Here is a 24080-nt window from a genome sequence, read left to right on the forward strand (position 1 = left end):
CAGGAGAGAAGAACCATGCCCGCCAGTTCCCCCGCCGCCAAGGAAGCCGACAAGGCCAAGACCGCCGGCCTGGAAGCCGTCGAGCACGCCGAGCGCAGCTTCGCCCAGGCCGCTGAAGCCGCCCGTGTCCAGCTGACCGATGCGGCCCGCCGCATCGAGAAGTCGGTCAGCGAAGGCTTCGACACCCTGCGCGCCCAGAGCCGCGCCTATAGCGACACCGCCGGCCAGTCGCTGGAAGAGGCGCAAGCCTATGCCTCGGAGCGCATCCGCGAGCGCCCGATCACCGCCACCCTCGCCGGTCTCGGCGTCGGCGTGCTGATCGGCCTGCTGATCGCCGGTAGCAGCCGCAACAACCGGTGATCTTCGAAAAAACCCTCATGACCCTGGCTGCGGCGGCGGCGATCGCCGCCGCCGCCGCGGTCGGCGTCGTGTCCGCGGCCTTCGCGCTGTACGCGGTGCTCGTGCCGCTGGTGACCCCGGCGGGCGCGGCCGCGATCGTGGCGGCCGTGGCGGCATTGATCGTCGCCATCGCCGGCATGCTCGCCGCGCGCAAGGTCGAGGGCCATCGCCATCACGGTGCGCCGGGCCAGCCGCAGGCGAACTTCGACATCACCGGCAAGGTGGTGGAGATCGTCAAGGATCGTCCGCTGATGTCGATCGGCATCGGCCTGGCGGCCGGCATCTTCGCCCTGAAGAACCCGACCCTGACCGCGACCCTGGCCAAGGCCTTTTTGGACCCGAAGCCACCACAACGCTGATCGCGCGTTTATAAAATGACCGGACGCCGTCGAGCCCGCTCGGCGGCGTTCTGCATTCCAGATTTCCTGGAAACCCCAAGTTTCCCAAAGCCCCTAAGTTTTCGGGGGAATTTCTCAACTAAAGTTGAGCGCCTGAACCTCTCGAAAGCGCTTACGCTTTCGCCTCCCGCGCTCTAGATGCCTTCCCGTGCGCGTTCCCGCTCCTCCCTCCAAGGGAACGCCTTCCCCTGGAGTGACCATGACGTACAAGCTGCCGGACCTGCCCTACGCGTACGACGCGCTGGAGCCGACGATCTCCGCCAACACCCTGCGCTTCCACCACGACAAGCACCACGCCGCCTATGTCACGGCCCTGAACGGCCTGCTGAACGGTGACGACAAGGGCTCGCTGGAAGCGGTCATCAAGGGCGCCGGCCCCAGCAAGGTGTTCAACAACGCCGCCCAGGCCTGGAACCACGCCTTCTTCTGGGACGGCCTCTCGCCGGCCAAGACCGCGCCGGGCGCCGACCTGGCCGCCGCCATCGAGTCGACCTTCGGCGGCCTGGACGCCCTGAAGGAAAAGTTCGTCGCCGAAGGCATCGGCCACTTCGGCTCGGGCTGGGTGTGGCTGGTCTCGGACGCCTCGGGCGCTCTCTCGATCATCTCGACCCACGACGCCGAGAGCCCGGTCACCCAAGACCTGACGGCCCTGGTCGTCGCCGACGTCTGGGAGCACGCCTACTATCTGGACTACCAGAACCTGCGGAAGGGCTTCCTGGAAGCCGTGTTCGACAACGTCATCAACTGGACCCTGGCCGACAGCCAGTACGCCGCCGCCAAGTCGGGCCAGCAAGGCTGGGCCTATCCGGCTCCGGAATAGGCTCCGGAACGCCCATTGACGGGGGTGCGTTGTTCCTAAGCGGGGCTACGCACCCCGGCCTTGGCCGGGCAACCCGGAGAGGCCGATGCTCAATTGGGCCGTGATCTTCCTGGTGATCGCCCTGGTCGCCGCCGTCCTTGGCTTCACCACCCTGGCCGGCGCCGCGATCAGCGTCGCCAAGATCGTCTTCTACGTCTTTGCCGTCCTGTTCGCGATCTCGGTGTTCCGCTACCTCTTCCGAGGCAATGCGTCCTGAGATCGTGACGGGCAAGGCATCGAACGGCGCGGCTTCGGTCGCGCCGTTTTCGTTTCAGCTTCGCCGGTCGAAGGCCCAGGTGCGCCAGACGTCGAAGCGGCCGTTCTGATAGGCCAGGGCCTTCACCCGCACGCAGCCGGGTTCGACCTCGATCACATTGAAGCCCGGCGCCGCGCCCCGCTCACGGTGCGAGAGCGTGCCCGAGCCGACCGCCTGGGTCTTGCCGTCGCCGAACGGGATGGCGGTGACGAACGGCAGGTGGATGTGGCCGGACAGGATCACGTCGGCGCCCGCCCGCACGAAGCGGTTGGCCGCATCGACCCCGCCGTGGACCTTGGCCGTCATCGGCCCGCCCAGGATCTCCATCAGCGGATGGTGGCAGACCACGATCCTCAGGTCGCCGGCCGGGGCGGCCTTCAGTTCGGCGACGACGCGGCGGACCTGGCCGCGCGACACCGCGCCCTTCGACCAGTTCCAGCGGATCTGAGCAGCGCGGGCGCTGTTCAGCGAGGCGACGGTGATCCCCGGTCCGCGCCAGGCCGCGCCGTCCTCGTCGCCGAACCGGTCCTTGAACCGCCGCCACGCGCGGGTGAATCGCTCCCACAGCTCGGCCGGTCCGACGAAGGGCGTGTCGTGATTGCCGGGGACGACGACCATCGGGTCCGGCAGGCGCGCCAGCCAAGCGGCGGCGGCGTCGAATTCGGGGACCTTGCCGTCCAGCGTCAGGTCGCCTGCGACGACGACCAGGTCCGGCGTGTTCTCCACGATCCAGGCGCACGTGGCCTCGACGGCCTCCTTGTTCTCGCCGCCGAAGTGGATGTCGGAGAGCTGAACCAGCCTCATGCGGGGGGCGCCTCCTCCGGCGGAGGAACCAGGGCGCGGAACGCCTTGGGCCGGAAGCGGATAGTCACGTCCGGGTCGAACCGGGCCGGCTCGCCGTCCAGGATCGCCGGAATGCGGCCGTTGGCCCAGACGCGGCCGATGCGGCAGCGGCCGACGCTGACGGACGGATCCTCGCGCCACTGCCCCCGCGCGGCGTTGAAGCCCAGGCGGAAGACGTCCAGGGCGCTGGACGGGTCGAGGGCTGCGGCCTCCAGGGCCCGCTCCTCGGCGTCGAGGGCGGTGGAGACCAGCGGGCACATCAGGGTCAGGGCCTCGGCCTTCACCTTCGGCCGGCCATCCAGAGTGAAGCGCAGCCGGCCCGAGAAGGCGGTGCGGAACGCGCGGCGGGCGCGGGCGGCGGCGATGGCGAAGCGGCCCTCACGAGCAGCTTCCCGCGCCGTGGCCCACAGGGCCGGGCTGCCCAGGATGGCGGCGACGAAGAACAATCGTCCGCCGACCTCGCCGCCCGAGATCGTCCTGGCCTCGCCGCTTTCGAGGCAGGCCTGCATGGCCGCCTGCCAGTCGCGGTCGCCATAGAGCGCGCGGGGCAACATGTTCATGGTCCCGCCCGGGAGCGGTGCGATCAGCGGACCGTCGGGTCCGGCCAGCTCGGCGGCGGCGCGCGCCGTGCCGTCGCCGGCCAGCACCAGCACCGCGTCGGGCGCGCCGTCGATCACCGCGCGCAGGCAGTCGCCCAGCTCTCCCGGCTGCGGCGCGTGGACGACGCCCGAGACGCCGTGCTCGGCCAGCAGGCGCTCGGCGATAGCCGGGGCGTCCGGGCCGACCGACCCCGAGGCGATGTTGGCGATGATGTCGATGCGCTTCACCCGCGTCCCCGTATGGCGAAAACTCGCCCAGGCAACGGCCGCCCATGGCTTATGGTTCCGCTTGCGAAACGGAACCGCCCCTTCGCGCGACCGTTTGCAGAGCAGGGGACAGGAAGCTCGGAACGGAGAGCCAAGATGAAGATGACCATGATCGCCCTGATGGGCGTGGGTGTGCTCGCCACCGCGTGCACCTCGACCGGCAATGTCGAACGCAACGCCGCCGGCGGCGCGGCCATCGGCGCCATCGCGGGCGCGGTGATCGGCAACAATGTAGGCAGTGGCAGCGCCGGTACGGGCGCGGCCATCGGCGCGGCCATCGGCGGCACCGCCGGCGCCATCAAGGGCTGCCGCGAGGATGGCGGTTGCGGCTCGACGGCGGTCAATCGGCGCCAGTACTATGACGAGCGCGCGGGCCGTTACTACTATTACGACTCCCGCAGCGGTCGCTACTATTGGGAAGACGGCGCCCCGCGCTACTAATGCCGGACTAGGCGACGACGCCCCTGCAAAGGCGATCGGCCTGGCCGGTCGCCTTTGTTGTGTCAGAAGGAGGGTTTGGATGAAGACCACGACGAAGCTCATCGCCCTGGGCGGCGCCGTCCTGGCCCTGGCGGGCTGCGCGGAGACGCAAGGCCCCTGGCGCAAGGTCAGCAAGCCGGTGGCCGCCGCGCCGCTCTCCTGCGCCGACTTCCAGTCATCGGTCTATTTCGAGCAGGACAGCGCCGACCTGACCAAGGAGGCGAAGATGATCCTCGCCGCCGCCCAGACCCAGGCCAAGGGCTGCGTGGTGAAGTCCGTGCGCGTCGTCGGCCTGGCCGACGCCGTCGGGACCTCGGAGGCCAATCTGGCGCTGTCCAAGCGTCGCGCCGAGAGCGTCAGCGCCGCTCTGGCCAAGGTCGGCTTCGGCAAGGTCGAGATCGACCAGGCTGCCGTCGGCGACGCCGGCGCCGTGGCGGCCTCGGGCGCCGCCGCGCCGCTGCGCCGCCGGGCCGACGTCCTGTTCGACGTCGAGACCAAATAGCGCAAACGAAGGAGAGGCGGGCCGGATGTCCCGGTCCGCCAAAGTTCGCATCAACAAAGGGGGGTGCGAAGGCGGCAGGCTGGCTATCGCCAGCCTCAAGTCGGGGGGGCGTCGCCGCCTTCGCAATGAGAAAACGACAAGCCGCGCGATGGGTTCCCGCCCCGCGCGATTTTTTTTGCGCGCGATGTTTCCGAGGTCGGCGCCCCTCCCCGCAGGGAACGGCTGTGCTCCCGAGGCGTTGAAAATCAAGGCGGCTAGAGGGTCGCCGGGGCAGGGGAGCAGCGTCGTGATCCGGACTTATCAAGCCGAGCATGGCGGTACGGTTTTCACTTCGGCGCCCTCGCGGCGTCAGCAACGGGCGCGTTCACGGATCATGGCCATCGCCGTGATCGTCGCGGTCGCCGCCTCCGCCGGGATGGTGCAGGCGTTCAACGACCGGGACAGGGCGGACGCCGCCGAAATCTGGAGGAGGTAGGACATCATGCCCGCCGACATTCATCACACCGCGCCGACCAGCCATGGTCCGCGTCTCAACGCCACCCGCGCCCGACAGGGCCGCTGGGGCCGTCACGTCTTCTGGGTTCTGATCATCTCGACCGTCCTGGCCGCCATGGCCCTGTTCGGCGCCTGGACCTTCAGGGCCAACGACCTGGCCTCGGTGGAGGTCAACAACGGCGCCAAGACGCCCGCCGAGGCCCAGCGCTACGACACGCAACAGACCCCGGCCCGCCAGACGCCTTAGGGATCTCCCTCATCCCTCTCTCCTTGTGGGAGGGGGTGGCCACCGGAGGTGGTCGGGTGAGGGGTTGAAGAACGATACCGCCGCGACAGCCTGTCCGCTGTCGCGGCGTTTCTGTTTGCGCGACCCCTCATCCGGTCCTCCGGACCACCGTCTGCCGCAAGGGGAGAAGGAATCCCCCAAACAAAAACGGCCTCCCTTTCGGAAGGCCGTCTCGTGGGGTGGGATATTTCGGGAGACCGCGTCCTACGCCGCCTTGGTGCGGGTCCGGCGCGGGTGGAAGAACAGCGCCTGGCCGATCGCCGCCTTCACCGTTTCCGGCTGGAAGGGCTTGGTGATCAGGAAGGTCGGTTCCGGGCGCTCGCCGGTCAGCAGGCGCTCGGGGAAGGCGGTGATGAAGATCACCGGCACGTCCATCCGGCCCAGGATGTCCTTGACCGCGTCGATGCCCGAGCTGCCATCGGCCAGCTGGATGTCGGCGAGCACAAGGCCCGGCGTGCGGCGGCTGACGGCCTCAATGGCCTCGCCGCGCGTGGCGGCGATGTCGGTGACGTCGTGGCCCAGTTCGCGGACCAGGGCCTCGATGTCCGCGGCGATGACCGGCTCGTCCTCGATGATCAGGACGTCGGTGGCCAGTTCGGCGTCGATCTCGGCCTGGGCGTCGGCGATCAGGCGTTCAACCTCGCCGAAGTCGCAGTCCAGGATCTGGGCCGCCTCGGACGGGGTGAAGCCCTCCAGCGCGGTGAGCAGGAAAGCCTGGCGCGAGCGGGGCGCGATGCGCATCAGGCGGCCGGCGGCGTCGTCGCCTGCCGTGAGGCCCTCGTCGCGACGCGCTTCCAGCTGGGCGCCGGAGCTGAGCCAGATGGCGTGGAACACCCGATACAGCGCCACGCGGGGCGACAGGTCGCCGTCCAGCGAGCGCTCGCCGGCGGCCAAGGCTTCCAGGGCCACGCGCACATAATGATCGCCCGTCGACTGGTCGCCAGTCAGGGCGCGGGCGTAGCGGCGGATGTAAGGCAGATGCGGCGCCAGCCGAGCAAGAAGACTCATGACCCCTCCCGATGCGGTGTCTTCGAAAACTAACCAACGCACGGCGAAGCTACGCCGTTCCGTCGAAGGTCGATAACGTTCCCTCAACTGAGCGGTTCCGTGAACGACGGAATTTTGACATCCTACGCCCAAGCTTATGGAACCCGGTACGGAAAACCACGTTGTCGTCTGGCGGAGAGACATTCGGCCAAAGGGGGCGGACGCCGATGCATATGCAGTTCGGTGTCGAGGACATGATCGAACACGTACCCATGGAAGACAAACGCAAGAGCGCCGCGGCGCTGGATGAAGCCCGACTGCGTCAGCAGGCCATCGGCGTGAAACTGCGTCAGATGTTCGACGAGGTCGTCAACGAGCCCGTGCCGGACGAATTCCTCGACATCCTCCGAAAAGCCGAGCCTCCAGCGGGAGGTCGCTGAGTATGAGCGAGGAACAAGTCGGTCGCTCGCCGCCCGACCCCGTGCGGGACAATGTGTTCAAGCGCGAGCTGGTCACGCTCATCCCGCACCTGCGCGCCTTCGCCCGGACCCTGACCGGCGATCCCACCGCGGCCGACGACTTGGCGCAGGACGCCATGATGAAGGCCTGGGACGCGCGCGCCTCCTTCCAGCTGGGCACCAACATGAAGGCCTGGACCTTCATGATCCTGCGCAACCAGTTCTATTCCGAGAAGCGCCGCAGCTGGCGCCAGAGCCAGCTGGATCAGGAAGCCGCCGAGCGGACCCTGGTGGCGGTCGATGATCCCGAGGCCCCGGTGGCTCTGGACGAGCTGCGCCTAGGTCTGGGCATGCTGCCGCCCGAACAGCGCGAAGCCCTGATCCTGGTCGGCGCGGGCGGCTTCGCCTACGAGGAGGCGGCCGATATCTGCGGCTGCGCCGTCGGTACGGTGAAGAGCCGCGTCAGCCGCGCCCGTCGGGCGCTGCAGGCCATTCTGGAGGCGGGCGCCTATGATCGGGACGGCGGCTCGGCGGGTGACGCCATGCACGCGATCCTGGCCGACGCGGAGCGGCTGAGCTCCCAGCGGTGAACATCCTCGCCGGCCGCGCCACGCAGGCCGTAACCTCGATCCGCGTCCGCCTGGCCATAGCTCTGTTCGTGGCCCTGCTGCCCGTGCTCATTCTCGGCGGCATGCAGTCGATCTTCGCCTTTCGGGCGGAGGCCGACTCGCGCCGCCAGACCCTGGAGCTGGCGGCGGGCCGCAGCGCCGAGATCGCCCGGTCGCGCATCATGTCGGCCGCCGCCCTGCTCCAGACCCTGGGGCCGGGCTCGGTGGGGCTTGAGTGCGCCCAGCGCCTGGCCGACGTCCGCGCCCGGCTGCCCGGCTACGCCAACCTTATCCGCTTCGATACGCACGGCCGGGTGTCCTGCGCCGCCGCCACCACGCCCTACGACACCCAGCGCGGGGCGCGGCCCTGGTTCCAGTCGTTGAAGACCGGGGCGACCATGGTCGTCGCCGCCGATCCCGGCGCGGTCTATGCCAACGAGCCGGCGGTGCTGGCCGCCGTCCGCGCGGGAACGCCCGAGAATTTCGAAGGCGCGATGGCCGCCGTCCTCACCCTGGCGGACCTGAAGGTCAGCACCACTAGCCGCTTCATGCCCGACGGGGCCGAGGTCGCCCTGGCCGATTCGCATGGCCGGGTGTTCGCCGCGACCGATCCCAAGGCCTTCGGCGCCCCGCCGAACGGCTGGCGCGGGCGGGCGATCAAGAACGGCTCGGCCCTCTGGAACAGCCGGGACACCGCCGGCCGCGCCCGCAACTATTCGGCCGCGCCGCTGGTGGACGACGACGTCTTCGTCCTTCTCTCGGCCCCGGATCCCGGGCTGCTGTCCTGGGCCTGGATCAATCCGATCTCGCGCCTGCTGATGCCGCTTCTGGCCTTCACGCTGGGCCTGGGGGCCGTCTGGTTCGCGGCCGAGCAGGGGATCATCCGCTGGATCATCTACCTGCAGCGCGTCGCGGCCATCTATGCCCGGGGCCGTTTCACCGTCCGTCCGCTCCAAGCCGAGCGCGCGCCGCCCGAAATCCGCGACCTGGCCGCCACCCTCGACGCCATGGCCGGCGGCATCGTCGCCCGCGACGCCTCGCTGATGGACAGCCTGGCGGAGAAGGACGCGCTGATGCGCGAGATCCATCATCGGGTGAAGAACAACCTGCAGATCATCACCTCGTTGCTGAACATGCAGCAGCGGGCGCTGAGCGACCCGGCGGCCAAGGCGGCAATGAACGACACGCGCCAGCGGATCACGGCGCTCGCCCAGATCTACCGCGCGCTCTACCAGGGACCGGACCTCAAGCGCGTCGACCTGCGACCGTTCCTGGAGGAGCTGACCGCCCAGCTGTTGGCCAACGACATGACGACCTCGCCGCTGGTGCGCACCGAGGTCCACGCCGATCCGCTGGTCATCGACCCCGACCGCCTGGCGCCCATCGCCCTGTTCGCGGTCGAGGCCATCACCAATGCCCAGAAGCACGCCTTCGGCCCGGGCGGCGGGACGCTGAGCGTCGGTTTCCACGTGCGGGGCGAGGAGGCCGAGCTGTCGATCAGCGACGACGGCCCCGGCGCGCCCGAGAGCCTGGGCGGCGGGGTCGGCCGCACCCTGATGACCGCCTTCGCCCGCCAGCTGCGCGGCAAGGTCACCTTCGAGAGCCAGGAACCGCGCGGCCTGACCGTTCGTCTCGTCTTCCCGACGCCACAGGCCATCACGCCCGGAACCTAGCTGAGCCGCTGACGTTTCCTGGGGGCAAGCAATTCACACGCCCCTCCTCCCCAACACCCGGGGCGAACAGCGGAGAAGACCATGCGTAAACTCGTGATTATCGCCGTCGCCCTCGCGTCCCTGTCGGTCGCGGCCTGCAACACCGTCGAAGGCGCGGGCAAGGACGTCTCGTCGGCCGGCAAGGCCGTCAGCGAGACGGCCAAGGACGTCAAGTAAGCGGCCATCCGATCGCTCGATCCGAAAGCCCGCCGGTTCCGCCGGCGGGCTTTCTCTTGCGACCCGCGTCACAGTATTGCGACGATGCAACCTTGAGGGGTCCGGCCGATATCGGACTGCAAACCTCATGGGTCAGCTTGAAGCTCGTCATCGAGGGGCTTCCGGCGCTTGCCGTCATCCGAAAACAAAACCGTCTTCGTCCATAGCGGCTGGCGCTGCTCTAGCACCTATGTCTGGAGCCGCTTCCGGGCCCTGGCCGGCGTGCGCGCCTATTACGAGCCCTGGCACGAGCAGCTGGCGCGCCTGAGGCCCGACACGATTCTCGCCGAGACCCCTGACAACAGCGGCCTGCGCCACCCCGGCGGGGCCACGCCCTACCTGCAGGAGTTCGAGGTGGTGCTCGACCCGGCCGGCGGCCTGCGCGGCTTCGACGCCAGCTTCGCCCTGGACCGTTTCTGGATCGAGCCCGAGGCCAGCGATCTGGCCCAGCAGACCTATCTCGACGGCCTGGTCGGGGCCGCGCGGGTCCGGGGCGAGGTTCCGATCTTCGCCTGCTGCCGCACCCTGGGCCGCGCCGGCTGGCTGAAGCGCCGGTTCGGCGGCTTCCATGTCATGCTGGTGCGCGATCCCATCCAGCAATGGCTGTCGTTCTATTCGCTGCGCAAGCGGCCGCGGCCGACCTATTTCGAGCTATGCCACTATGTGCTGCTGTCCGAGATGGCCGGCTGCGCCGACATTTCGCGGACGATCCTCGGCCATGATTTCGAGGGCGGTGGAAGCCTGGACCAGCGCCTCGCCGCCGTTCGTCGCCGCCTGAAGCGCGCGCCGGCCCAGGTCTCGTTCCAGGCCTTCCTGGCGGTATGGCTGCGCTCGTACCTGAAGGCCTTGCCCGAAGCCGACCTGGTGGTCGATGTCGACCGCATGTCGCGCGACCAGGCCTATGCCCGACAGATCGAGACCGCGATCGAGGCCGGCTGCGGCCTGCGCCCGGACTTCTCCGATTGCCGCGCCCCTGCCCCGCACGGCGTCGCCCCGCCGGTGGAATGGCGCAAGGCGGCGCGCGAGGTGGTGGACCTGATGGACCTGCACCAGGCCATCGTCGGGCCCGAGGCCTCGCCGATCCTGTTCCGCAAGCTCGCCCCGGCCTTCGCGGCGGTGACGCCGGCGCCGGTCAGCGCGATGACGAAGCTGGGTGAGGCTGTCGGGGGCCTCGTCGGCGGGGCGGCGGTGACCCGCGCGCCCGCCAAGGCCTATGCCGCGGCGGCTTCGGCGCGAACCGACGGATCGCGCAGGTAGATGCCGTTGCCGCCCGGCGCGGCGGCCAGGATGTCCTCGAACTGCGAGACGTCGTCCTCTGGATCCAGCACCAGCACGCCGTCGGGCGGCAGCAGGTTGGCCAGGGCCAGCACCACCTTGTCCCGTAGCGAGGCGTCCATGCCGTTCAGCACGTTGCGCAGCAGGATCACATCGAAGCGACCCATGACCGACAGGTCGGCCAGCAGGTTGATCCGCTTCCAGCGCACCATCTGGCGGATGCGCGGCGAGATGGCCCAGGTGTCGTCCTGGCTCTCGAAATACTTGATCAGCATCCGGATCGGCAGGCCGCGTTGGACCTCGAACTGGGTGTAGAGCCCGGCCTGGGCCTTCTCCAGGGCGCGTTCGGAAAGATCCGAGCCGAAGAACTCGAACCGCGTGCCGGTGGCCAGCTTGGTGGATTCGGCGCCGGCGATGGCCAGCGAATAGACTTCCTGCCCGGTCGCGCAGGCGGCGCTCCAGACCCGGATCGGCGCTTCGCGGCGGCGTTGCGACAGGGCCGGCAGCACCTCGTCGCGCAGGGCGGCGAAGGTCTCGCGGCCGCGGAAGAAGGTGGTTTCGCCCCGGCACAGGGCCTCGACCACGGCCCAGATCAGGCGATCCTCGCGGTTGGCGCGCAGGGCCGCGATCATGGCGTCGATCGAGTCGTAGCCTTCGCGCCGCGCCAGCGGCGAAAGGCGGCTCTCGACCAGATAGGCTTTCTCGGTCTCGACCCGCACGCCGGCGCGGGCGCGGCCCAGGGCCGCCAGCAGGTCCATGTCCTCGGGGCTCACAGCAGGCCCGCCTCGGCGAACTTCGCCTCGATGATGTCGCCGTCGAACGGCTTCATGATGTACTCGTCCGCCCCGGCCTCCAGGGCCGTGCGGATGTGGTCGACGCTGTTCTCGACCGTGCAGAACACGACCTTGGGCGCATTGCCGCCGGGCTCGGCCCGCAGCTGGCGCAGGAAGTCGATGCCGTTCATCACCGGCATGTTCCAGTCGAGCAGGATGGCGTCGGGCATGGCCGCGCGGCACCACGCCAAGGCCTCCATGCCATCGGCGGCCTCGGCGATCTCGAAGCCGATGTCCTCCAGGACCCGGCGGGCGACCTTGCGGATCACCCGGCTGTCGTCGACCACAAGACAGGTCTTCACGGCATGCTCCACTCCAGACCGCCAGCATGGGGCCGTCTGGTTAAGGACCGGTTTGCCGAAACCCGGAACGGGCTGCGTAAAGTGCGACTTTTACGCCAATGGGCGCCTTATGCGGGGACCTATGCGGGCACCCAGGCCGCGATCGAGGCGCGCTCTTCGCCGACTTCGACGGCGATCTGGCCGCCGGCCGCGCGGACCAGGGCGTGCAGATAGGCCGCCTGCACCCACGGACCGCCCAGGCCCTCGGCCAGGGGCTCGCCCTTCAGGCCCGACAGGACCTCCGGACGCAGGCGCGCGCGGGGGCCGACCGATTCGGCGATGATCGAGAAGCGGCCGTCGGCGTTGACGCCCTTGACCGTGGCCACGCCGCCGGCCGGCAGGGCGCTGGCGGCGATCTGGGCGATGTTGAGGACGGCGCGCGACGAGGGCTTGTTCATCGCCTGCGACTCGATCTGCCAGTCCAGGCTCGGCCGCACGTGGGCGAAGACGCCCTGGGCCAGCTTCTCCAGCTCGCGGGAGTCGAAGTTCTCGGCCGAGGCCGAGGCGCCGAACGCCACGCGGGTGAACTGCAGCAGGTCCGCCAGCTTGCGCGCCGACGAGGCGATCAGGCCCATGGCGTCCTCGCGCATGTCCTGGGCGGCCGGATCGTCCAGCAGGTCCAGCCCCGAGACGATGGCGCTGGCCGGACTGATGAAGTCGTGACACAGGCGCGCGGCCAGCATGGCGGCGAAGTCGGGGCCTTGGACGTCCGTTTCGGGCGACGCGGCGGGAGTCTCGGAGACGGAGTCGGTCATGGCGCGAACTTTGGCGTGATTTGAGGCTTTGGCAAACTGGGCCGGGCGCACTACAGGGATGCCCGTGATCGATCCGTTTCTAGAGCCGGGCGTGCTCGTGCGCCATCCCACCCAGCCCGATTGGGGCCTGGGACAGGTTCAGTCCGTCATCGGACATCGCATCACCGTCAATTTCGAAGAGGCCGGCAAGCAGACCATCGACGCCAACCGCGTGCGCCTGGTCTTCGTCGGCGACGACCCGCGGGGACAGGAATGAGCAGCGAAAATCTCGCGGACTGGGGCCCGACCCTGGCCAAGATCACCGAGGAAGCCGCGGTGGTCATCCTGCCGTTCTGGAAGACCGAGCTGGCCGTCGCCCAGAAGGCCGACGAAAGCCCCGTCACCGAGGCCGACCGCGCCGGCGAGCGGCTGATCCTGGAGCGCCTGGCGCAGCTCTATCCGGACGTGCCGGTGATCTCCGAGGAGCACGCCAGCGAGTTCGGTACGCCCGAGGCCATCGGCCCGCGCTTCTTCCTGGTCGATCCGGTGGACGGCACCAAGGCCTTCGTGCGCGGCGATCCCAACTTCACGGTCAATATCGGCCTGATCGAGGACGGCGTTCCCGTCGCTGGCGCTGTCTGCGCTCCGGCCACCGGCGAGGTGTGGTTCACCACGGCCGCCGGAACGATGAAGCGCACCACCTCGACCGGCGTTGATGCGCCGGTGAGCATCCGCCCCTGGCCGACCGGTCACGCCCTGGGCCTGGTCAGCCACACCATGCGCGAGGAAAAGGCCGCCGAACTGGCCGCCGAATACGGCTTCGACCTGCGCGCGCCGATGGATAGCTCGATCAAGATGTGCCGCATCGCCGAGGGCTCGGCCGACATCTATCCGCGCCACGGTCCGACCTCGGAGTGGGACACGGCCGCCGCCCACGCGGTGCTGGTCGCGGCCGGCGGGACCTTCACCCAGCCGGACGGCTCGCCGTTCCTCTATGGCAAGGCCGACCAGGCCTTCCGCAACGGCTGGTTTGTGGCGCGCGGCGGGACAGCCGCCTAAGGCACGTCTTCCGACACCGCCTCGGGCGGCGTCGTCAGGATCGTCCCCACCGACGCGGCCACGATGGCGGCGATGGCCAGCCATTGGGTCAGGACCAGCTGCTCGTGCAGGATGACGAGGCCCGCCAGGGCCCCGACCGCCGGCTCGACACTCAGCATGACGCCGAAGCTGCGCTTGGGGATGCCGCGCAGGGCGATCATCTCCAGCGAATAGGGGATGGCGCTGGACAGCACCGCCACCACCAGGCCCAGCGCGATCAGCTTCGGGTCGAACAGCGCCGCGCCCGCCGAGGCGATGCCGATGGGGGCCACGATCAGGGCCGCCGTGCTCATGCCAAGCGCCACCGAGCGCCCGGCGTGCAGGTGCCCGACCCGCTTGCCCAGGATGATGTAGAGCGCCCACATCACCGCCGCGACGCAGGCGAAGCCGACGCCGACCGGATCCAGCCGCGTGGCCGCTGGATCGATCGGCAGCAGCAGCCCCAGGCCCAGCACCGCCAGGCCGATCCAGACGAAGTGGATCAGCTTGCGCGAACTGGCCACGGCGACGGCCAGCGGGCCAACGAACTCGATGGCGATGGCCAGGCCCAGCGGAATGGTCCGGATCGCCATGTAGAAGCAGAGGTTCATCAACCCCATCACCGCCCCGTACATCACCACCTTGGTCAGGTCGGCGCGCGACAGCGGATGCTTCCACGGCCGCCAGACGGCCAGCAGGATCAGGGCCGAGAACCCCACCCGATAGGCGCTGACCCCCTGGGCCCCGACCAGCGGGAACAGCGTCTTGGCGAACGAGGTGCCGACGCACAGCGTGACGATGGCCCCGAACAGGGCCGCGTAAGGCAGGAGATGGGGGCGGGACGCGGACATGGGGTGTGTTTAGGCGCGCAAACTGCTGCCGTCATCCCGCGCTTCATGCGCGGGACCCATGGTTCAGCTTTCACGTGAGAGCTTGGTCCGCACTTCACTTGAGGTCCCGCGCATGAAGCGCGGGACGACGGGAAAGGAAGGCCTATTTTCCGCCTGTCCTGTGACGTGCTTCAATCAAAAGGTCACTCATGGAGCTGCGGCCTACGCGGCTGTCTTCAGCTTCGTCGATTAGACGCTGTAAGGCCGCGACTTTGCGGGTGCGTTCTTGATCAGCCTTCCACATCTGCATGGCGTCCGACGTAGGTCTATTCATCGAGCTACCTGGGATCCGGTGGCGCCAAGTTGATGAGCCTTGGGTGGCAGAAAAATCGTGTTCTGAGCGATCACATGAGGTTCCGTAGAATTTGGACACGCTGATTGTCCAGTTCACTCAATCGGCTTCGTACGAAGCCGACAGGATTCTCGATTACCGGCAAATACCGCCATTCAAGCGTGTCATAACCCGCCGGCTTTTCGATCTCTGTCTCGCCGTAACGCCAGCCGTAGCGATTCCAGGCATGATATCGGAGATAGGCGCAAAGAGGCCCCTGCTTGTCGGTCAGGCTGCCAAAGAATTCCGGCAACATGCATAGGTTCGCGAGGTGGGTGTAGACGTCGGGGTCTTTTGGCGCTCCCCATACGTGCGCGAAGGTCCAGCCAGACAGATGATGGGTGGCGGTGAAGCCGTGCGCCCAGAGCAGCGCCCAACGCGGTGTCACATTGTCGTCGAGAAGAATTTGACGCCCGCCGAGTTCTCCTACGGTGAGGCGTTGTTGTTGATCGCGGATAGCAGGAAAAACGGCTCCACCAAACGCGGCGACCGTTTGAGGCGCTGGCACTAGGCAGTGGCGAACGACAATGCGCGCGAGTGTTAGCTGATCGGGTCCCAGTTCCTGTAGGGCGAGCAACTCGTTTTCTTTTCGCGGGGAGGCGGGAGAAGCCGCGCGGGGCGAAGGCGGCCGGCCAACATGTTCTGTAGTCGCCGCAGTTGGATAGTTCGCGATCTTTCCTCGCGGGCCGATCCTTCGCCGGATATGCCCCCTTTGCTCAAGGCCTCGGCAGATCTGATTCACTGTTTGGCGCGGCGAGATGCCGAGAGCTTTTGCGATCTCATCATCGTTTCGCCCAGGAAAATCACGAATGTGGGCTAGAACCAGTTCGGAGTTGCTAAGCATTCGTATGCTCGAGGTTGGAAGTCGGAACCTCTCACACAGAATGCGCTACCTGCAACTCGAACGCGACGGCGCGGCCTCGCATGCGAGTTGCAGGCTATTTGACCTCGCTTACTTCTTCACCCAGCCGCCTTCCAGCGGCTTCCAGAACTGGCCGGGGGCCAGGCGGCTGTAGAGCTGCTTGGCGGTGGCCTGGCCGGCGGCCTCGGCGGTCACGCCGGTCTTGGCGGCGATGTCCTTGTAGGCGGCGGCGCGGCCGGTGTTGATCTCGGCGACCGAGGCGCGCAGGGCGGCGTCGCCACCCGACACGATGGCCAGGTAGCCGTCGGCCTGCTCGCCGACCGTGCCGGCGGCCTTGCCGGCGTCCACGGCGGCTTTCGCGGCGGTCGATTGGGCCATCGCCAGGTTGGCGCCGGCGGCGGTCATCGCCAGGCCCAGCGCCAGAACCGTCATCGTTTTGCGGATCATGTCGGTTCCTTTCCTTAGAAGAGGTTGGGGTTCTGCTGGATCAGCGACTGGACTTCCTTGTCCAGCTGCAGGCGCACGGTGGCGTCCAGCTTTGCGTAGATGTTGATCGGGTCGACCTTCACGCGGACGGTGGGCGTGCAGGCGGCCGCGCCGAGCGCTCCCGTCGCGATCAGGGCCATCAAGAGGGCGCGCTTGTTCATGCGTCTGGTCTCCAGTTCGTCAGCGGAGCCTGTCCGTTTCGGAGAAACGGATGAACAGGCTCCGAAAGTATACTCAGAGCGTGGCGGGCGCCGAAACCGCTCACACTTTCGGCTGCCACGCTCTCTTGGCCGGTCGCGGTTGAACCGGACCTGAACGGGGCGGGGTCGCTTACTTTTCCTCGGCGGCGAACGAGCGGCGCCATGCCGCCAGAAGCTCGTCGAAGTTCAGCGACGTGTCGAGGGTCAGGTCCACCGGGGTCTTGGCCGGGAGGGCGATGCGCTGGTTGAAGGCCCGGCCGCGCAGCAGGTCGAGGATCCCGACCTTGGCCTTTTCGGCGACCTTGGGATCGTGCTCGCCCTTCACGTGGAAAAGGATCCCCAGGCGCCCGTTGTCGGTGCTGTTCACCCCGGCTTCAAGCTCGACGAAGGCCAGGTTCTCCATGGCCTGGTAGGCGAAGTCCTGGATGGCGTTGACCTGTCCACCCGTCGGGGGCGGCGGCGCGCCGGGGGCGTCGGCCGGGCTGGCGGCGACGTCGGTCAGGGCCGCGCGCGACAGCTCGATGCGGCCCGGCTGGATCGCACGGATCTTGCCGTCGTGGAAGCGCAGGCCCTCGGGGCCGTAGGTGAAGGGCAGGCGGCCATCGACGATCGCCTCGATCTTGACCCGCTCGTTCAGCGACGAGGCGGCGGTCACCTCGCCCAGGTCCAGGTGCTCGATGACGATCACCCCGCTCATCGGCTTGTCCAGGGCGAGCGGCACGTCGATCGGCTCGATAGTGATGCGGCCCTTGGCGGCGTCGAAGGTGGTTTTCTCGACGTGCACCGCCTCGGCGCCCAGCTGGAACACCGATTCGATCGAGGTCAGGGGCACCAGCGAGTCGACCTTGACCACCTTCAGGGTCTGGCCCGGCTTGGTGGTCAGGGGGGCGAGGCTGTCGAACTCGACCGCGCCGTCCAGGGTGGCGACGAAGCCGATCGGGCTGGTGAAGTCGATCTTGTCCGCGACGAGGCGGCCCCGGCTGGTCGCGCCTTTAGCGTCCCAGGCGAAGACGCCGGTGAAATTGGCCGCGCCCTTGGCCTTGCGGGCGAAGGCGGCCATCGGCGACAGCTCGGACGGTTGCAGGCCGCCAGGCGCGAAGGTCAGTTTCGAGGCGTCGATATCGGCCTGGCCCTTGCCTGTGGCCACCACGTGCCGCAGGCGGATTTCTCCCAGCGGCGCCCCGACCGGCGTCGTCGCCTGGAAGGTTCCGGTCCAGAGGCCGCTGGCGAGCGCCAGGCCCCCCTTCGCGAGAATGCTGTTGAAGCGCCGCTCCGGCGCGGCGTCCGTGACGGCGGCGGCGTCGACCCGCACGGCCGAGCGCTCGAAGCCATGGACGCCGCCGAAGGTCGCCTCGCCCTTGACGTTCTGCAGCCTGGCCTGGGCCACGGCCACGTCGCCTTCGCCCTCGTCGAAGCGCAGGGCGGCGCTCCAGCCGTCGGCGCCGGCGGTGATCAGCGGGGCCTTGGCCGGGCAGAGCTTGGCCTTGACGTCGGTGACCGGGCTCTCGCCCAGTTCATAGGCCTTGGCCGCGACAGGGACGCACTGGGCGGTGGTCAGGGTGAAGCGGCCGCCGGCGATACGCGCCTGGCCGTCGATGGCGCCGGAGACGCCCTTCAGCGGCGGCAGGTCGAAGCCTTCGGTGGCGATCGACAGCGGCGAGGTGAGGACGCCGCCGGCCATCCGCCAGTCGGCCGCCGTGGCCTTGATGACCGGCAGGCCGCCACCGGACAGGGACGCTTGCAGGGCGCCGCGCGCGCCGTTCGATCCGGCGTCCAGCAGCAGGCCCTTCGGCGCGCCGGCGGTCAGGACGACGCCGTTGGGCGCGGCCAGGCGGGCTTCGCGCGACAGGGTCACGCGGGCGCGGCCGTCCTTGAAGGCCAGGCCGACCGCCGGCAGCGACAGGTCGAAGGTTCGCAGCGCTTGGGACAACGACTTGGCGTAGGCCGGATTGGGAACCAGGGCCGCCAGGCGTTCGGCGTCGGGACCCGCAATGCCGCTCTTGCCGCCGGCCGAGCCGTCCAGGGCCAGCACCAGGCCGCCCGCGCCCTGGTCGATCCGGCCCTTGGCGTTCAGGTGCGCGGTCGACAGGGCCAGGGCTCCGGCGGCCAGGCGGCCGGCGGTGGCGTCGACGCTGAGCGGTCCGCTGATCGCCGCGCCCTGGTCGTCGAGCTTCAGGCCCAGGTTCTGCGACCCGATGCGCGCGTTGATGTCGCGCAAGGCGGTTCCGGCGGCGATGACCTCCCGCGCCCGCAGCTCGGCCTTGGCGGCCCCGCGCGCGCTGATGCGGCCCTGGGCGCGACCGGCCGAGACCTGGGCCAGGTCGAGCGACAGGCTGGCGTCGCGGGCGTCCAGCGACGGGGCCGTCAGCCGGGCGCCCCGCAGGGCGCCGCGCGAGCGGCCGAGGAAGGCGAAGCTCTCCAGCCCGCCATCGATGCGGCCGGTCAGGGCGAGGTCGCCGGCCAGGGCGTCGACCTGGCTGTCGCCCACGCGTCCGCTGTCGGCGCGCAGGTCGAGGCGGGCCTCCAGGGGACCGCTGGCGGTCTGCTTGGCCAGGTCCGGATAGGGCAGGTCGGCGGTCAGCTTGGCGCTGGCGTCGGTCAGGTCGGCGGTCTGGGCGTCCAGGCTGTCGATGGCCAAGGAGACCTCGATCGCCAGGCGGTCGCCGCGCTTGCGGGCCGAGACGCTGGCGCCCTTGCTGTCGAGGACGAGGTTCGAGACGGCGTAGCGCAGCGGGGCCAGGCGGCCGTCGAAGCGCAGCAGCTGGCCGTCGTCCAGGCTGGCGTCGCCCGTCAGGCGGGCGCGACCGCCGGGGGTGAGGAGGTCCAGGCGCGCGTCCTCGACCAGCACGGCCGGGCCGGGGACGTTCGGCTTCTTCGGCGACTTCAGGAACTCGTCGATCAGCGGCTGCAGGGCGCCAAAGCGGACCTGGCCCTTGTCGTCGATGCTGGCCATGACGCGCGGGCGGACCAGGCGCACGGCCTTGGTCTGGATGCCGAAGGTCTCGCCGTTCCAGGGCGTGGTCAGATCGTAGGCGACCTCCAGCCGGTCGGCGGAGAAGACGGGGGCGTCGCGCGAGCCCAGGCGGACCTTGCCCGCGAAGCCGGTGGAATCGAGGTCTTCCAGCTCGACGGCGGCCTCGATGCCGTGGTCGCGCAGCCAGGCCTCGGCCAGCTCGCGGCTGATCTCGCGCCGGCCCGACCAGACGACCAGGCCGGTGGCGATGAAGGCCAGCATCGACAGCGACAGGGCCTCCAGGCCCAGATCGACCAGCCGCTCGCGCGAGCGCCAGGACTTGGGCGCTTTGGCGGGTGCGGTGTCTGTCGAGGGCTCGGTCATCAGGTCCTAAAAGTTCGGTTCCGTAAGAAAGCCCCCCGGCTAAGCTTTCGATCCCTACTTCGAGAAACCCAGAACGTCCTGCATGTCGTAGAGGCCCGGCGGCCTGCCCTTGACCCAGACGGCGGCGGCGATGGCGCCGCGCGCGAACAGGCCCCGGTCGATGGCCGAGTGCGACAGGGTCAGGCTCTCGGACTCGCCGGCGAAGATCACGCTGTGCTCGCCGATGATCCCGCCGCCGCGCACGACCGAGAAGCCGATCGCGCCCTCCTTGCGGGCGCCGGTGACGCCGTCGCGGCCCCGGTCGGCGACCTGGCCGAGACCGACATTGCGGCCCTCGGCCGCGGCCTCGCCCAGCATCAGGGCCGTGCCCGAGGGGGCGTCGATCTTGCGCTTGTGGTGGGCTTCAAAGACCTCGATGTCCCAGTCCTCGGCGGGCAGGGCGGCGGCGGCCTGGCGTACCAGGCCCATCAGCATGTTGACGCCCAGCGAGTAGTTGCCCGAACGGACGATGGCGATCTTGGTCGCGGCCGCGTCGATGCGGGCCAGCTGTTCATCCGAAAAGCCGGTCGAGCCGATGATCAGCGCCGGGCCGCCATTGGCGGCGGCCTCTTCGGCCAGGGCGACGGAAGCCTCGGGCAGGGTGAAGTCGATCACCGCCTCGGCCTGGTCCAGCGCGACCTCGCGCGGGACCAGGTCGGGGCCTTCCGCGCCCGGACGATCGAAGCGGGCGACGACGGCGGCGTCGGCGCGACCTTCCAGCGCCTTGGCCACGGCCTGGCCCATGCGGCCATAGGCGCCGGCGATCGCGATCTTCACGGGCTGGGACAAGGCGGTTCCTCTGTACGCTTAGCGACATTGCAAATCGCAATACCGGCGCCCCAGGTCAACCTCGCGCGGCCTTCCCGAAGGTCAGCGAACTTGACGCAACGCCAATTCCAACAAGCGTTTGCTGGGATTTTCGCTGTCCAACCCGGTTGTGACGCTCGGCGCCCGCCGTTACGGTGACCTCACATAAGGGCGTGTCGCATCGTTCGGCGCGCCTCCTACTCGACTTGCGCAGCAGGATGGAAACGCCGGATGAGCGACGCGGAACGTAAGACCTTCACCGATGCGGAGGCCTTGGCCTTCCACCGTCATCCGCAGCCGGGCAAGCTGGCGGTGACCCCCACCAAGCCGATGGCCACCCAGCGCGACCTGTCGCTGGCCTATTCGCCCGGCGTCGCCGTTCCCGTCCACGCCATCGCCGCCGATCCGGACATGGCCTACGAGTACACCTCGAAGGGCAACATGGTCGCCGTGATCAGTAACGGCACCGCCATCCTGGGCCTCGGCGATCTCGGCGCGCTGGCTTCGAAGCCGGTCATGGAAGGCAAGGCCGTCCTCTTCAAGCGCTTCGGCGACGTCGACAGCATCGACATCCTGGTCAGCTCCAAGGACCCCGACGAGATCATTACGGTGGTCAAGAACATCGGGATCACCTTCGGCGGCATCAATCTCGAGGACATCAAGAGCCCCGAGTGCTTCCGCATCGAGAGCGAGCTGCAGGACCTGCTCGACATCCCGGTCTTCCACGACGACCAGCACGGCACGGCGATCATCTGCGCCGCCGGCCTGATCAACGCCTGCCACATCACCGGCAAGAAGATCGAGGACGTGAAGGTCGTGCTGAACGGCCCCGGCGCGGCGGGCATCGCCTCGCTGGAGCTGATCAAGGCCATGGGCGTCCACCCGCAGAACGTCATCGCGGTCGACAGCAAGGGCGTGCTCTACGAGGGCCGCACCGAGGGCATGAACCAGTGGAAGAGCGCCCACGCGGTCAAGACCGACAAGCGTACGCTTGCTGAAGCGGTGGTCGGCGCCGACGTGCTGCTCGGCCTCTCCGCCAAGGGCGCCTTCACGCCCGAGATGATCGCCTCGATGGCCCCCAACCCGGTCATCTTCGCCATGGCCAATCCCGATCCGGAGATCACCCCGGAAGAGGTCCACGCGATCCGCAAGGACGCGATCATGGGCACGGGCCGCAGCGACTATCCCAATCAGGTCAACAACGTCCTGGGCTTCCCCTACATCTTCCGCGGCGCCCTCGACGTGCGCGCCCGCCGCGTGAACCACGAGATGAAGATCGCCTGCGCTCAGGCGCTCGCGATGCTGGCCCGCGAGGACGTGCCGGACGAGGTCGCCGCCGCCTATCACGGCCGCCAGCTGAAGTTCGGCCCCAACTACATCATCCCCTCGGCCTTCGATCCGCGCCTGATCTGGTACGTGCCGCCGTTCGTCGCCCAGGCGGCCATGGACACCGGCGTGGCCCGCAAGCCGATCGCCGACATGGACGCCTATCGCGCCTCGCTGGCCCAGCGCCTCGACCCGACCGCCGGCTTCCTGCAGAAGATCTCGAACTCGGTCCTGGCCAATCCCAAGCGCATCGTGTTCGCGGAAGGCGAGGACCCCAGCGTCATCCGCGCCGCCTACGCCTATCAGACCGGCGGCTACGGCAGGGCCATCCTGTGCGGTCGTGAGAACCTGGTGCACGAGAACATGCGCCTGGTCGGTCTCGACCCGGACGTGGTGGACCTGGAGATCATCAACGCCCGCCTGTCCGACCGTAATCCGGACTATGTCGACGCGCTCTATCACCGCCTGCAGCGCCAGGGTTACCTGAAGCGCGACGTCCAGCGCCTGATCAACCAGGACCGCAACAGCTTCGCCGCCTCGATGGTCACCCTGGGCGAGGCCGACGGCATGGTCACCGGCGTCACCCGCAGCTTCGACCAGGCCCTGGAAGAGGTGCTGCGCGTCATCGACCCGGCCCCCGGCGGCCGGATCATGGGCATGTCGGTGGTGCTGGCCAAGGGCCGCACGATCTTCGTGGCCGACACCAACGTCACCGAGCTGCCGGAAGCCGACGAGATCGTCGAGATCGCCTGCGAGGCCGCCCGCGCCGTCAAGCGCCTGGGTTTCAAGCCCCGCGTGGCCTTCATGAGCTACTCGACCTTCGGCAACCCGATGGGCCTGCGTTCGGAAAAGGTCCGGGAAGCCGTGGCCATGCTCGACGAGATGGTCGTCGACTTCGAGTACGAAGGCGAAATGCCGCCGGAGCTGGCCCTCGATCCGGAAAAGCGCGCGAACTACCCGTTCATGCGCCTGACCGACAGCGCCAACATCCTGATCATGCCGGCCATCCACTCGGCCTCGATCGCCACCAAGCTGGTCCAGTCCCTGGGCGGCGCCACGGTGATCGGCCCGGTGCTGCTGGGCCTGTCGAAGTCGGTGCAGATCGCGCCGCTGTCGGCCTCGGTGTCCAAGATTCTGAACATGGCGCTGATGGCGGCCTACGACCAGCCGGTCGAGATGGCGGCGGAGTAGCTTGACCACAACCTCCGCGACAGGGCGTCACATCCACTGGCGCCCCGTTTCGCGGTACCTATTTCACGCCTGTCGGCAGCAGTAAGCCGGCGCGTAAAGCCCTCCGGCCGGCGCCATCCCCTTGCGGCGCCGGCCGGCCCTTACGCCTTCGATTTCTGCGGATAGATCGTCTCGCCGCGCTCCAGCATGGCGACGAAGTCGGCGATCTTCTTCTTGCGCCCCGCTTCCGTCTTCAGATTGTGCACCCGGAACGCGAAGGCGAAGCGGTTCTGCGCCGACAGCGTCGGCAGCATGGCCTTGGCCTTCGGGCTGGCCTCGATGGCCGCCAGCAACTCGCCCTCGATCTTCATGTTCTGGCCATTGGCATAGGCCCGGTCCCAGCGGCCGTCGGCCTTGGCGGCCTCGACCTCGCGCAGGCCATGCGGCGTCATTCGGCCCTCGGTGATCAGCCGCGCGACATTGTCGACATTGATCTGGCTCCAGATGCTCTTCTTGCCGCGCGGCGTGTAGCGCTGCAGGAAGCTCTTGTCGTCGAAGCCCTTGCGCACGGCGTCGATCCAGCCCCAGCACAGCACCACATCGATGGCCTGCTTGGCGTTGATGGACGGCAGGCCCGAGTCGACCTTGTGGATTTTGATCCACAGCTCGGGGGCCTTGTCGTGGTTTTCGCCCAGCCAGGCGTAGAAGGCGTCGGCGTCCACGAACTCGCGGACATGGGCGGGATCGACCTGGATCGGAGCCATGGGAATCCTTCGGCACGGGGATTGGCGGCGCTCTATCCCCGCTCTTGTCGAGACAAAGCCGCGCCGGATCAACGGCTTCGAAGAAAGTTGAGCGCGCCAATCATCCGCGTTCAAAACCACCCCCATACTCTTCCTCACCTGATGGCTTGAAAGGGACGTCCGGCCGGCGACTTGGGCGGCTGTCAGGGGTGGTCGAGCGGGTAGCGCTCGTCGGTCTCTTTTCGGAGAGGCGCCTTCGCGACG

The 24080-nt window shown here is 68.6% G+C and carries 29 protein-coding genes; 16 read left to right on the plus strand and 13 right to left on the minus strand.

All coding sequences use genetic code 11. The features are described from left to right. Positions 1-15 precede the first annotated feature (15 nt). The 4 genes from AC07NN_RS23735 (at position 16) to AC07NN_RS23750 (ending at position 1873) form a co-directional block, all read left to right on the plus strand. Positions 16-360, plus strand: a complete 345-nt coding sequence (locus AC07NN_RS23735) for a hypothetical protein (protein WP_494646276.1) — start codon at positions 16-18, stop codon at positions 358-360. Next, the gene (locus tag AC07NN_RS23740; RefSeq protein ID WP_494646277.1) at positions 357-758 is read left to right on the plus strand and encodes a hypothetical protein; all 402 of its coding nucleotides are present in this window, start codon (positions 357-359) and stop codon (positions 756-758) included. The genes AC07NN_RS23735 and AC07NN_RS23740 overlap by 4 nt, the downstream gene beginning before the upstream one ends. Positions 759-996: 238 nt before the next feature. Further along, positions 997-1617, plus strand: a complete 621-nt coding sequence (locus AC07NN_RS23745; protein ID WP_494646278.1) for a superoxide dismutase — start codon at positions 997-999, stop codon at positions 1615-1617. 85 nt (positions 1618-1702) lie between these two features. Further along, a complete protein-coding gene (locus AC07NN_RS23750; RefSeq protein ID WP_494646279.1) occupies positions 1703-1873 on the plus strand; it encodes a DUF1328 domain-containing protein in 171 nt (56 codons plus the stop codon). Positions 1874-1927: 54 nt separating this feature from the next. Here AC07NN_RS23750 and AC07NN_RS23755 read toward each other — a convergent pair whose 3' ends face one another. Both AC07NN_RS23755 and AC07NN_RS23760 read right to left on the minus strand, forming a co-directional pair. Beyond that, positions 1928-2716, minus strand: coding sequence for a metallophosphoesterase family protein (locus AC07NN_RS23755; RefSeq protein ID WP_494646280.1), 789 nt, complete (start codon positions 2714-2716; stop codon positions 1928-1930). Then, complete coding sequence (locus AC07NN_RS23760; protein WP_494646281.1) at positions 2713-3582, minus strand: diacylglycerol/lipid kinase family protein; 870 nt, start codon at positions 3580-3582, stop codon at positions 2713-2715. Before AC07NN_RS23760 ends, AC07NN_RS23755 begins: the two co-directional genes overlap by 4 nt. Positions 3583-3717: 135 nt before the next feature. Here AC07NN_RS23760 and AC07NN_RS23765 point away from each other — a divergent pair, with 135 nt between their 5' ends. The 4 genes from AC07NN_RS23765 (at position 3718) to AC07NN_RS23780 (ending at position 5345) form a co-directional block, all read left to right on the plus strand. Beyond that, positions 3718-4062, plus strand: a complete 345-nt coding sequence (locus AC07NN_RS23765) for a YMGG-like glycine zipper-containing protein (RefSeq protein ID WP_494646282.1) — start codon at positions 3718-3720, stop codon at positions 4060-4062. 79 nt (positions 4063-4141) lie between these two features. Next, a complete protein-coding gene (locus AC07NN_RS23770) occupies positions 4142-4603 on the plus strand; it encodes an OmpA family protein (RefSeq protein ID WP_494646283.1) in 462 nt (153 codons plus the stop codon). 286 nt (positions 4604-4889) lie between these two features. After that, the gene (locus AC07NN_RS23775; protein WP_494646284.1) at positions 4890-5078 is read left to right on the plus strand and encodes a hypothetical protein; all 189 of its coding nucleotides are present in this window, start codon (positions 4890-4892) and stop codon (positions 5076-5078) included. A 6-nt stretch (positions 5079-5084) separates the two neighbouring features. Next, the gene (locus AC07NN_RS23780) at positions 5085-5345 is read left to right on the plus strand and encodes a hypothetical protein (protein WP_494646285.1); all 261 of its coding nucleotides are present in this window, start codon (positions 5085-5087) and stop codon (positions 5343-5345) included. Between the two features lie 243 nt (positions 5346-5588). On the opposite strand, the gene phyR is transcribed toward AC07NN_RS23780, so the two are convergent. Beyond that, positions 5589-6392, minus strand: coding sequence for an anti-anti sigma factor/receiver protein PhyR (phyR, locus tag AC07NN_RS23785; protein WP_494646286.1), 804 nt, complete (start codon positions 6390-6392; stop codon positions 5589-5591). Between the two features lie 233 nt (positions 6393-6625). Between phyR and nepR the strand changes: the two genes are divergently transcribed. The 5 genes from nepR to AC07NN_RS23810 all read left to right on the plus strand — a co-directional run bounded on the left by nepR (position 6626) and on the right by AC07NN_RS23810 (position 10622). Beyond that, entirely contained in the window at positions 6626-6811 is a 186-nt protein-coding gene (gene nepR, locus AC07NN_RS23790) for an anti-sigma T factor NepR (protein ID WP_081612907.1), read from the plus strand. Between the two features lie 2 nt (positions 6812-6813). Then, a complete protein-coding gene (locus tag AC07NN_RS23795; protein WP_494646287.1) occupies positions 6814-7419 on the plus strand; it encodes a sigma-70 family RNA polymerase sigma factor in 606 nt (201 codons plus the stop codon). Next, entirely contained in the window at positions 7416-9110 is a 1695-nt protein-coding gene (gene phyK / locus AC07NN_RS23800; RefSeq protein ID WP_494646288.1) for a sensor histidine kinase PhyK, read from the plus strand. The genes AC07NN_RS23795 and phyK overlap by 4 nt, the downstream gene beginning before the upstream one ends. 81 nt (positions 9111-9191) lie before the next feature. Beyond that, on the plus strand, positions 9192-9326 hold the full coding sequence (locus AC07NN_RS23805) for an entericidin A/B family lipoprotein (RefSeq protein WP_494646289.1): 135 nt from the start codon (positions 9192-9194) through the stop codon (positions 9324-9326). A gap of 168 nt (positions 9327-9494) precedes the next feature. Further along, positions 9495-10622 (plus strand): hypothetical protein, encoded by a 1128-nt coding sequence (locus AC07NN_RS23810; RefSeq protein WP_494646290.1) that lies wholly within the window; start codon positions 9495-9497, stop codon positions 10620-10622. Here AC07NN_RS23810 and AC07NN_RS23815 read toward each other — a convergent pair. The 3 genes from AC07NN_RS23815 to chpT form a co-directional block, all read right to left on the minus strand. Further along, the gene (locus AC07NN_RS23815) at positions 10577-11413 is read right to left on the minus strand and encodes a CheR family methyltransferase (protein WP_494646291.1); all 837 of its coding nucleotides are present in this window, start codon (positions 11411-11413) and stop codon (positions 10577-10579) included. The genes AC07NN_RS23810 and AC07NN_RS23815 overlap by 46 nt on opposite strands. Beyond that, the gene (locus AC07NN_RS23820; RefSeq protein ID WP_494646292.1) at positions 11410-11787 is read right to left on the minus strand and encodes a response regulator; all 378 of its coding nucleotides are present in this window, start codon (positions 11785-11787) and stop codon (positions 11410-11412) included. The genes AC07NN_RS23815 and AC07NN_RS23820 overlap by 4 nt, the downstream gene beginning before the upstream one ends. A 107-nt stretch (positions 11788-11894) precedes the next feature. Then, positions 11895-12569 (minus strand): histidine phosphotransferase ChpT, encoded by a 675-nt coding sequence (gene chpT / locus AC07NN_RS23825; protein WP_494646293.1) that lies wholly within the window; start codon positions 12567-12569, stop codon positions 11895-11897. A gap of 64 nt (positions 12570-12633) precedes the next feature. On the opposite strand from chpT, the gene AC07NN_RS23830 reads away from it, so the two are divergent. Beyond that, the gene (locus AC07NN_RS23830; protein ID WP_494646294.1) at positions 12634-12825 is read left to right on the plus strand and encodes a DUF3553 domain-containing protein; all 192 of its coding nucleotides are present in this window, start codon (positions 12634-12636) and stop codon (positions 12823-12825) included. Next, a complete protein-coding gene (gene cysQ / locus AC07NN_RS23835) occupies positions 12822-13607 on the plus strand; it encodes a 3'(2'),5'-bisphosphate nucleotidase CysQ (RefSeq protein ID WP_494646295.1) in 786 nt (261 codons plus the stop codon). Before AC07NN_RS23830 ends, cysQ begins: the two co-directional genes overlap by 4 nt. Here cysQ and AC07NN_RS23840 read toward each other — a convergent pair. The 6 genes from AC07NN_RS23840 to dapB all read right to left on the minus strand — a co-directional run bounded on the left by AC07NN_RS23840 (position 13604) and on the right by dapB (position 20559). Continuing rightward, the gene (locus AC07NN_RS23840; RefSeq protein ID WP_494646296.1) at positions 13604-14476 is read right to left on the minus strand and encodes an EamA family transporter; all 873 of its coding nucleotides are present in this window, start codon (positions 14474-14476) and stop codon (positions 13604-13606) included. The genes cysQ and AC07NN_RS23840 overlap by 4 nt on opposite strands. Before the next feature lie 383 nt (positions 14477-14859). Beyond that, on the minus strand, positions 14860-15690 hold the full coding sequence (locus tag AC07NN_RS23845) for a hypothetical protein (protein WP_494646297.1): 831 nt from the start codon (positions 15688-15690) through the stop codon (positions 14860-14862). Positions 15691-15798: 108 nt separating this feature from the next. Further along, positions 15799-16155 carry a YdbL family probable chaperone protein gene (locus tag AC07NN_RS23850; RefSeq protein ID WP_494646298.1) on the minus strand — a complete coding sequence of 119 codons (357 nt, stop codon included), beginning with the start codon at positions 16153-16155 and terminating at the stop codon, positions 15799-15801. Between the two features lie 14 nt (positions 16156-16169). Next, entirely contained in the window at positions 16170-16355 is a 186-nt protein-coding gene (locus AC07NN_RS23855; RefSeq protein ID WP_494646299.1) for a YnbE family lipoprotein, read from the minus strand. 169 nt (positions 16356-16524) lie between these two features. Then, positions 16525-19731, minus strand: coding sequence for an intermembrane phospholipid transport protein YdbH family protein (locus AC07NN_RS23860; protein WP_494646300.1), 3207 nt, complete (start codon positions 19729-19731; stop codon positions 16525-16527). 54 nt (positions 19732-19785) lie between these two features. After that, complete coding sequence (dapB, locus tag AC07NN_RS23865) at positions 19786-20559, minus strand: 4-hydroxy-tetrahydrodipicolinate reductase (RefSeq protein ID WP_494646301.1); 774 nt, start codon at positions 20557-20559, stop codon at positions 19786-19788. Between the two features lie 249 nt (positions 20560-20808). Between dapB and AC07NN_RS23870 the strand changes: the two genes are divergently transcribed. After that, entirely contained in the window at positions 20809-23094 is a 2286-nt protein-coding gene (locus AC07NN_RS23870) for an NADP-dependent malic enzyme (protein WP_494646302.1), read from the plus strand. Positions 23095-23234: 140 nt separating this feature from the next. Here AC07NN_RS23870 and AC07NN_RS23875 read toward each other — a convergent pair whose 3' ends face one another. Beyond that, positions 23235-23837 (minus strand): YdeI/OmpD-associated family protein, encoded by a 603-nt coding sequence (locus tag AC07NN_RS23875; RefSeq protein ID WP_494646303.1) that lies wholly within the window; start codon positions 23835-23837, stop codon positions 23235-23237. Between the last annotated feature and the right edge of the window lie 243 nt (positions 23838-24080).

The sequence above is a fragment of the Caulobacter sp. GW821-FHT09H08 genome, from assembly GCF_059415885.1.

Bases quoted from the DNA above. Each gene is read 5' to 3' on its own strand.
- nepR (WP_081612907.1), top strand. From the start codon at position 6,626: ATGATCGAACACGTACCCATGGAAGACAAACGCAAGAGCGCCGCGGCG.
- AC07NN_RS23795 (WP_494646287.1), top strand. From the start codon at position 6,814: ATGAGCGAGGAACAAGTCGGTCGCTCGCCGCCCGACCCCGTGCGGGAC.
- AC07NN_RS23870 (WP_494646302.1), top strand. From the start codon at position 20,809: ATGAGCGACGCGGAACGTAAGACCTTCACCGATGCGGAGGCCTTGGCC.
- cysQ (WP_494646295.1), top strand. From the start codon at position 12,822: ATGAGCAGCGAAAATCTCGCGGACTGGGGCCCGACCCTGGCCAAGATC.
- AC07NN_RS23765 (WP_494646282.1), top strand. From the start codon at position 3,718: ATGAAGATGACCATGATCGCCCTGATGGGCGTGGGTGTGCTCGCCACC.
- AC07NN_RS23755 (WP_494646280.1), bottom strand. From the start codon at position 2,716: ATGAGGCTGGTTCAGCTCTCCGACATCCACTTCGGCGGCGAGAACAAG.
- AC07NN_RS23860 (WP_494646300.1), bottom strand. From the start codon at position 19,731: ATGACCGAGCCCTCGACAGACACCGCACCCGCCAAAGCGCCCAAGTCC.
- AC07NN_RS23750 (WP_494646279.1), top strand. From the start codon at position 1,703: ATGCTCAATTGGGCCGTGATCTTCCTGGTGATCGCCCTGGTCGCCGCC.
- chpT (WP_494646293.1), bottom strand. From the start codon at position 12,569: ATGACCGACTCCGTCTCCGAGACTCCCGCCGCGTCGCCCGAAACGGAC.
- AC07NN_RS23735 (WP_494646276.1), top strand. From the start codon at position 16: ATGCCCGCCAGTTCCCCCGCCGCCAAGGAAGCCGACAAGGCCAAGACC.
- AC07NN_RS23770 (WP_494646283.1), top strand. From the start codon at position 4,142: ATGAAGACCACGACGAAGCTCATCGCCCTGGGCGGCGCCGTCCTGGCC.
- AC07NN_RS23875 (WP_494646303.1), bottom strand. From the start codon at position 23,837: ATGGCTCCGATCCAGGTCGATCCCGCCCATGTCCGCGAGTTCGTGGAC.
- AC07NN_RS23855 (WP_494646299.1), bottom strand. From the start codon at position 16,355: ATGAACAAGCGCGCCCTCTTGATGGCCCTGATCGCGACGGGAGCGCTC.
- AC07NN_RS23780 (WP_494646285.1), top strand. From the start codon at position 5,085: ATGCCCGCCGACATTCATCACACCGCGCCGACCAGCCATGGTCCGCGT.
- AC07NN_RS23845 (WP_494646297.1), bottom strand. From the start codon at position 15,690: ATGCTTAGCAACTCCGAACTGGTTCTAGCCCACATTCGTGATTTTCCT.
- AC07NN_RS23745 (WP_494646278.1), top strand. From the start codon at position 997: ATGACGTACAAGCTGCCGGACCTGCCCTACGCGTACGACGCGCTGGAG.
- AC07NN_RS23805 (WP_494646289.1), top strand. From the start codon at position 9,192: ATGCGTAAACTCGTGATTATCGCCGTCGCCCTCGCGTCCCTGTCGGTC.
- AC07NN_RS23850 (WP_494646298.1), bottom strand. From the start codon at position 16,155: ATGATCCGCAAAACGATGACGGTTCTGGCGCTGGGCCTGGCGATGACC.
- AC07NN_RS23840 (WP_494646296.1), bottom strand. From the start codon at position 14,476: ATGTCCGCGTCCCGCCCCCATCTCCTGCCTTACGCGGCCCTGTTCGGG.
- phyR (WP_494646286.1), bottom strand. From the start codon at position 6,392: ATGAGTCTTCTTGCTCGGCTGGCGCCGCATCTGCCTTACATCCGCCGC.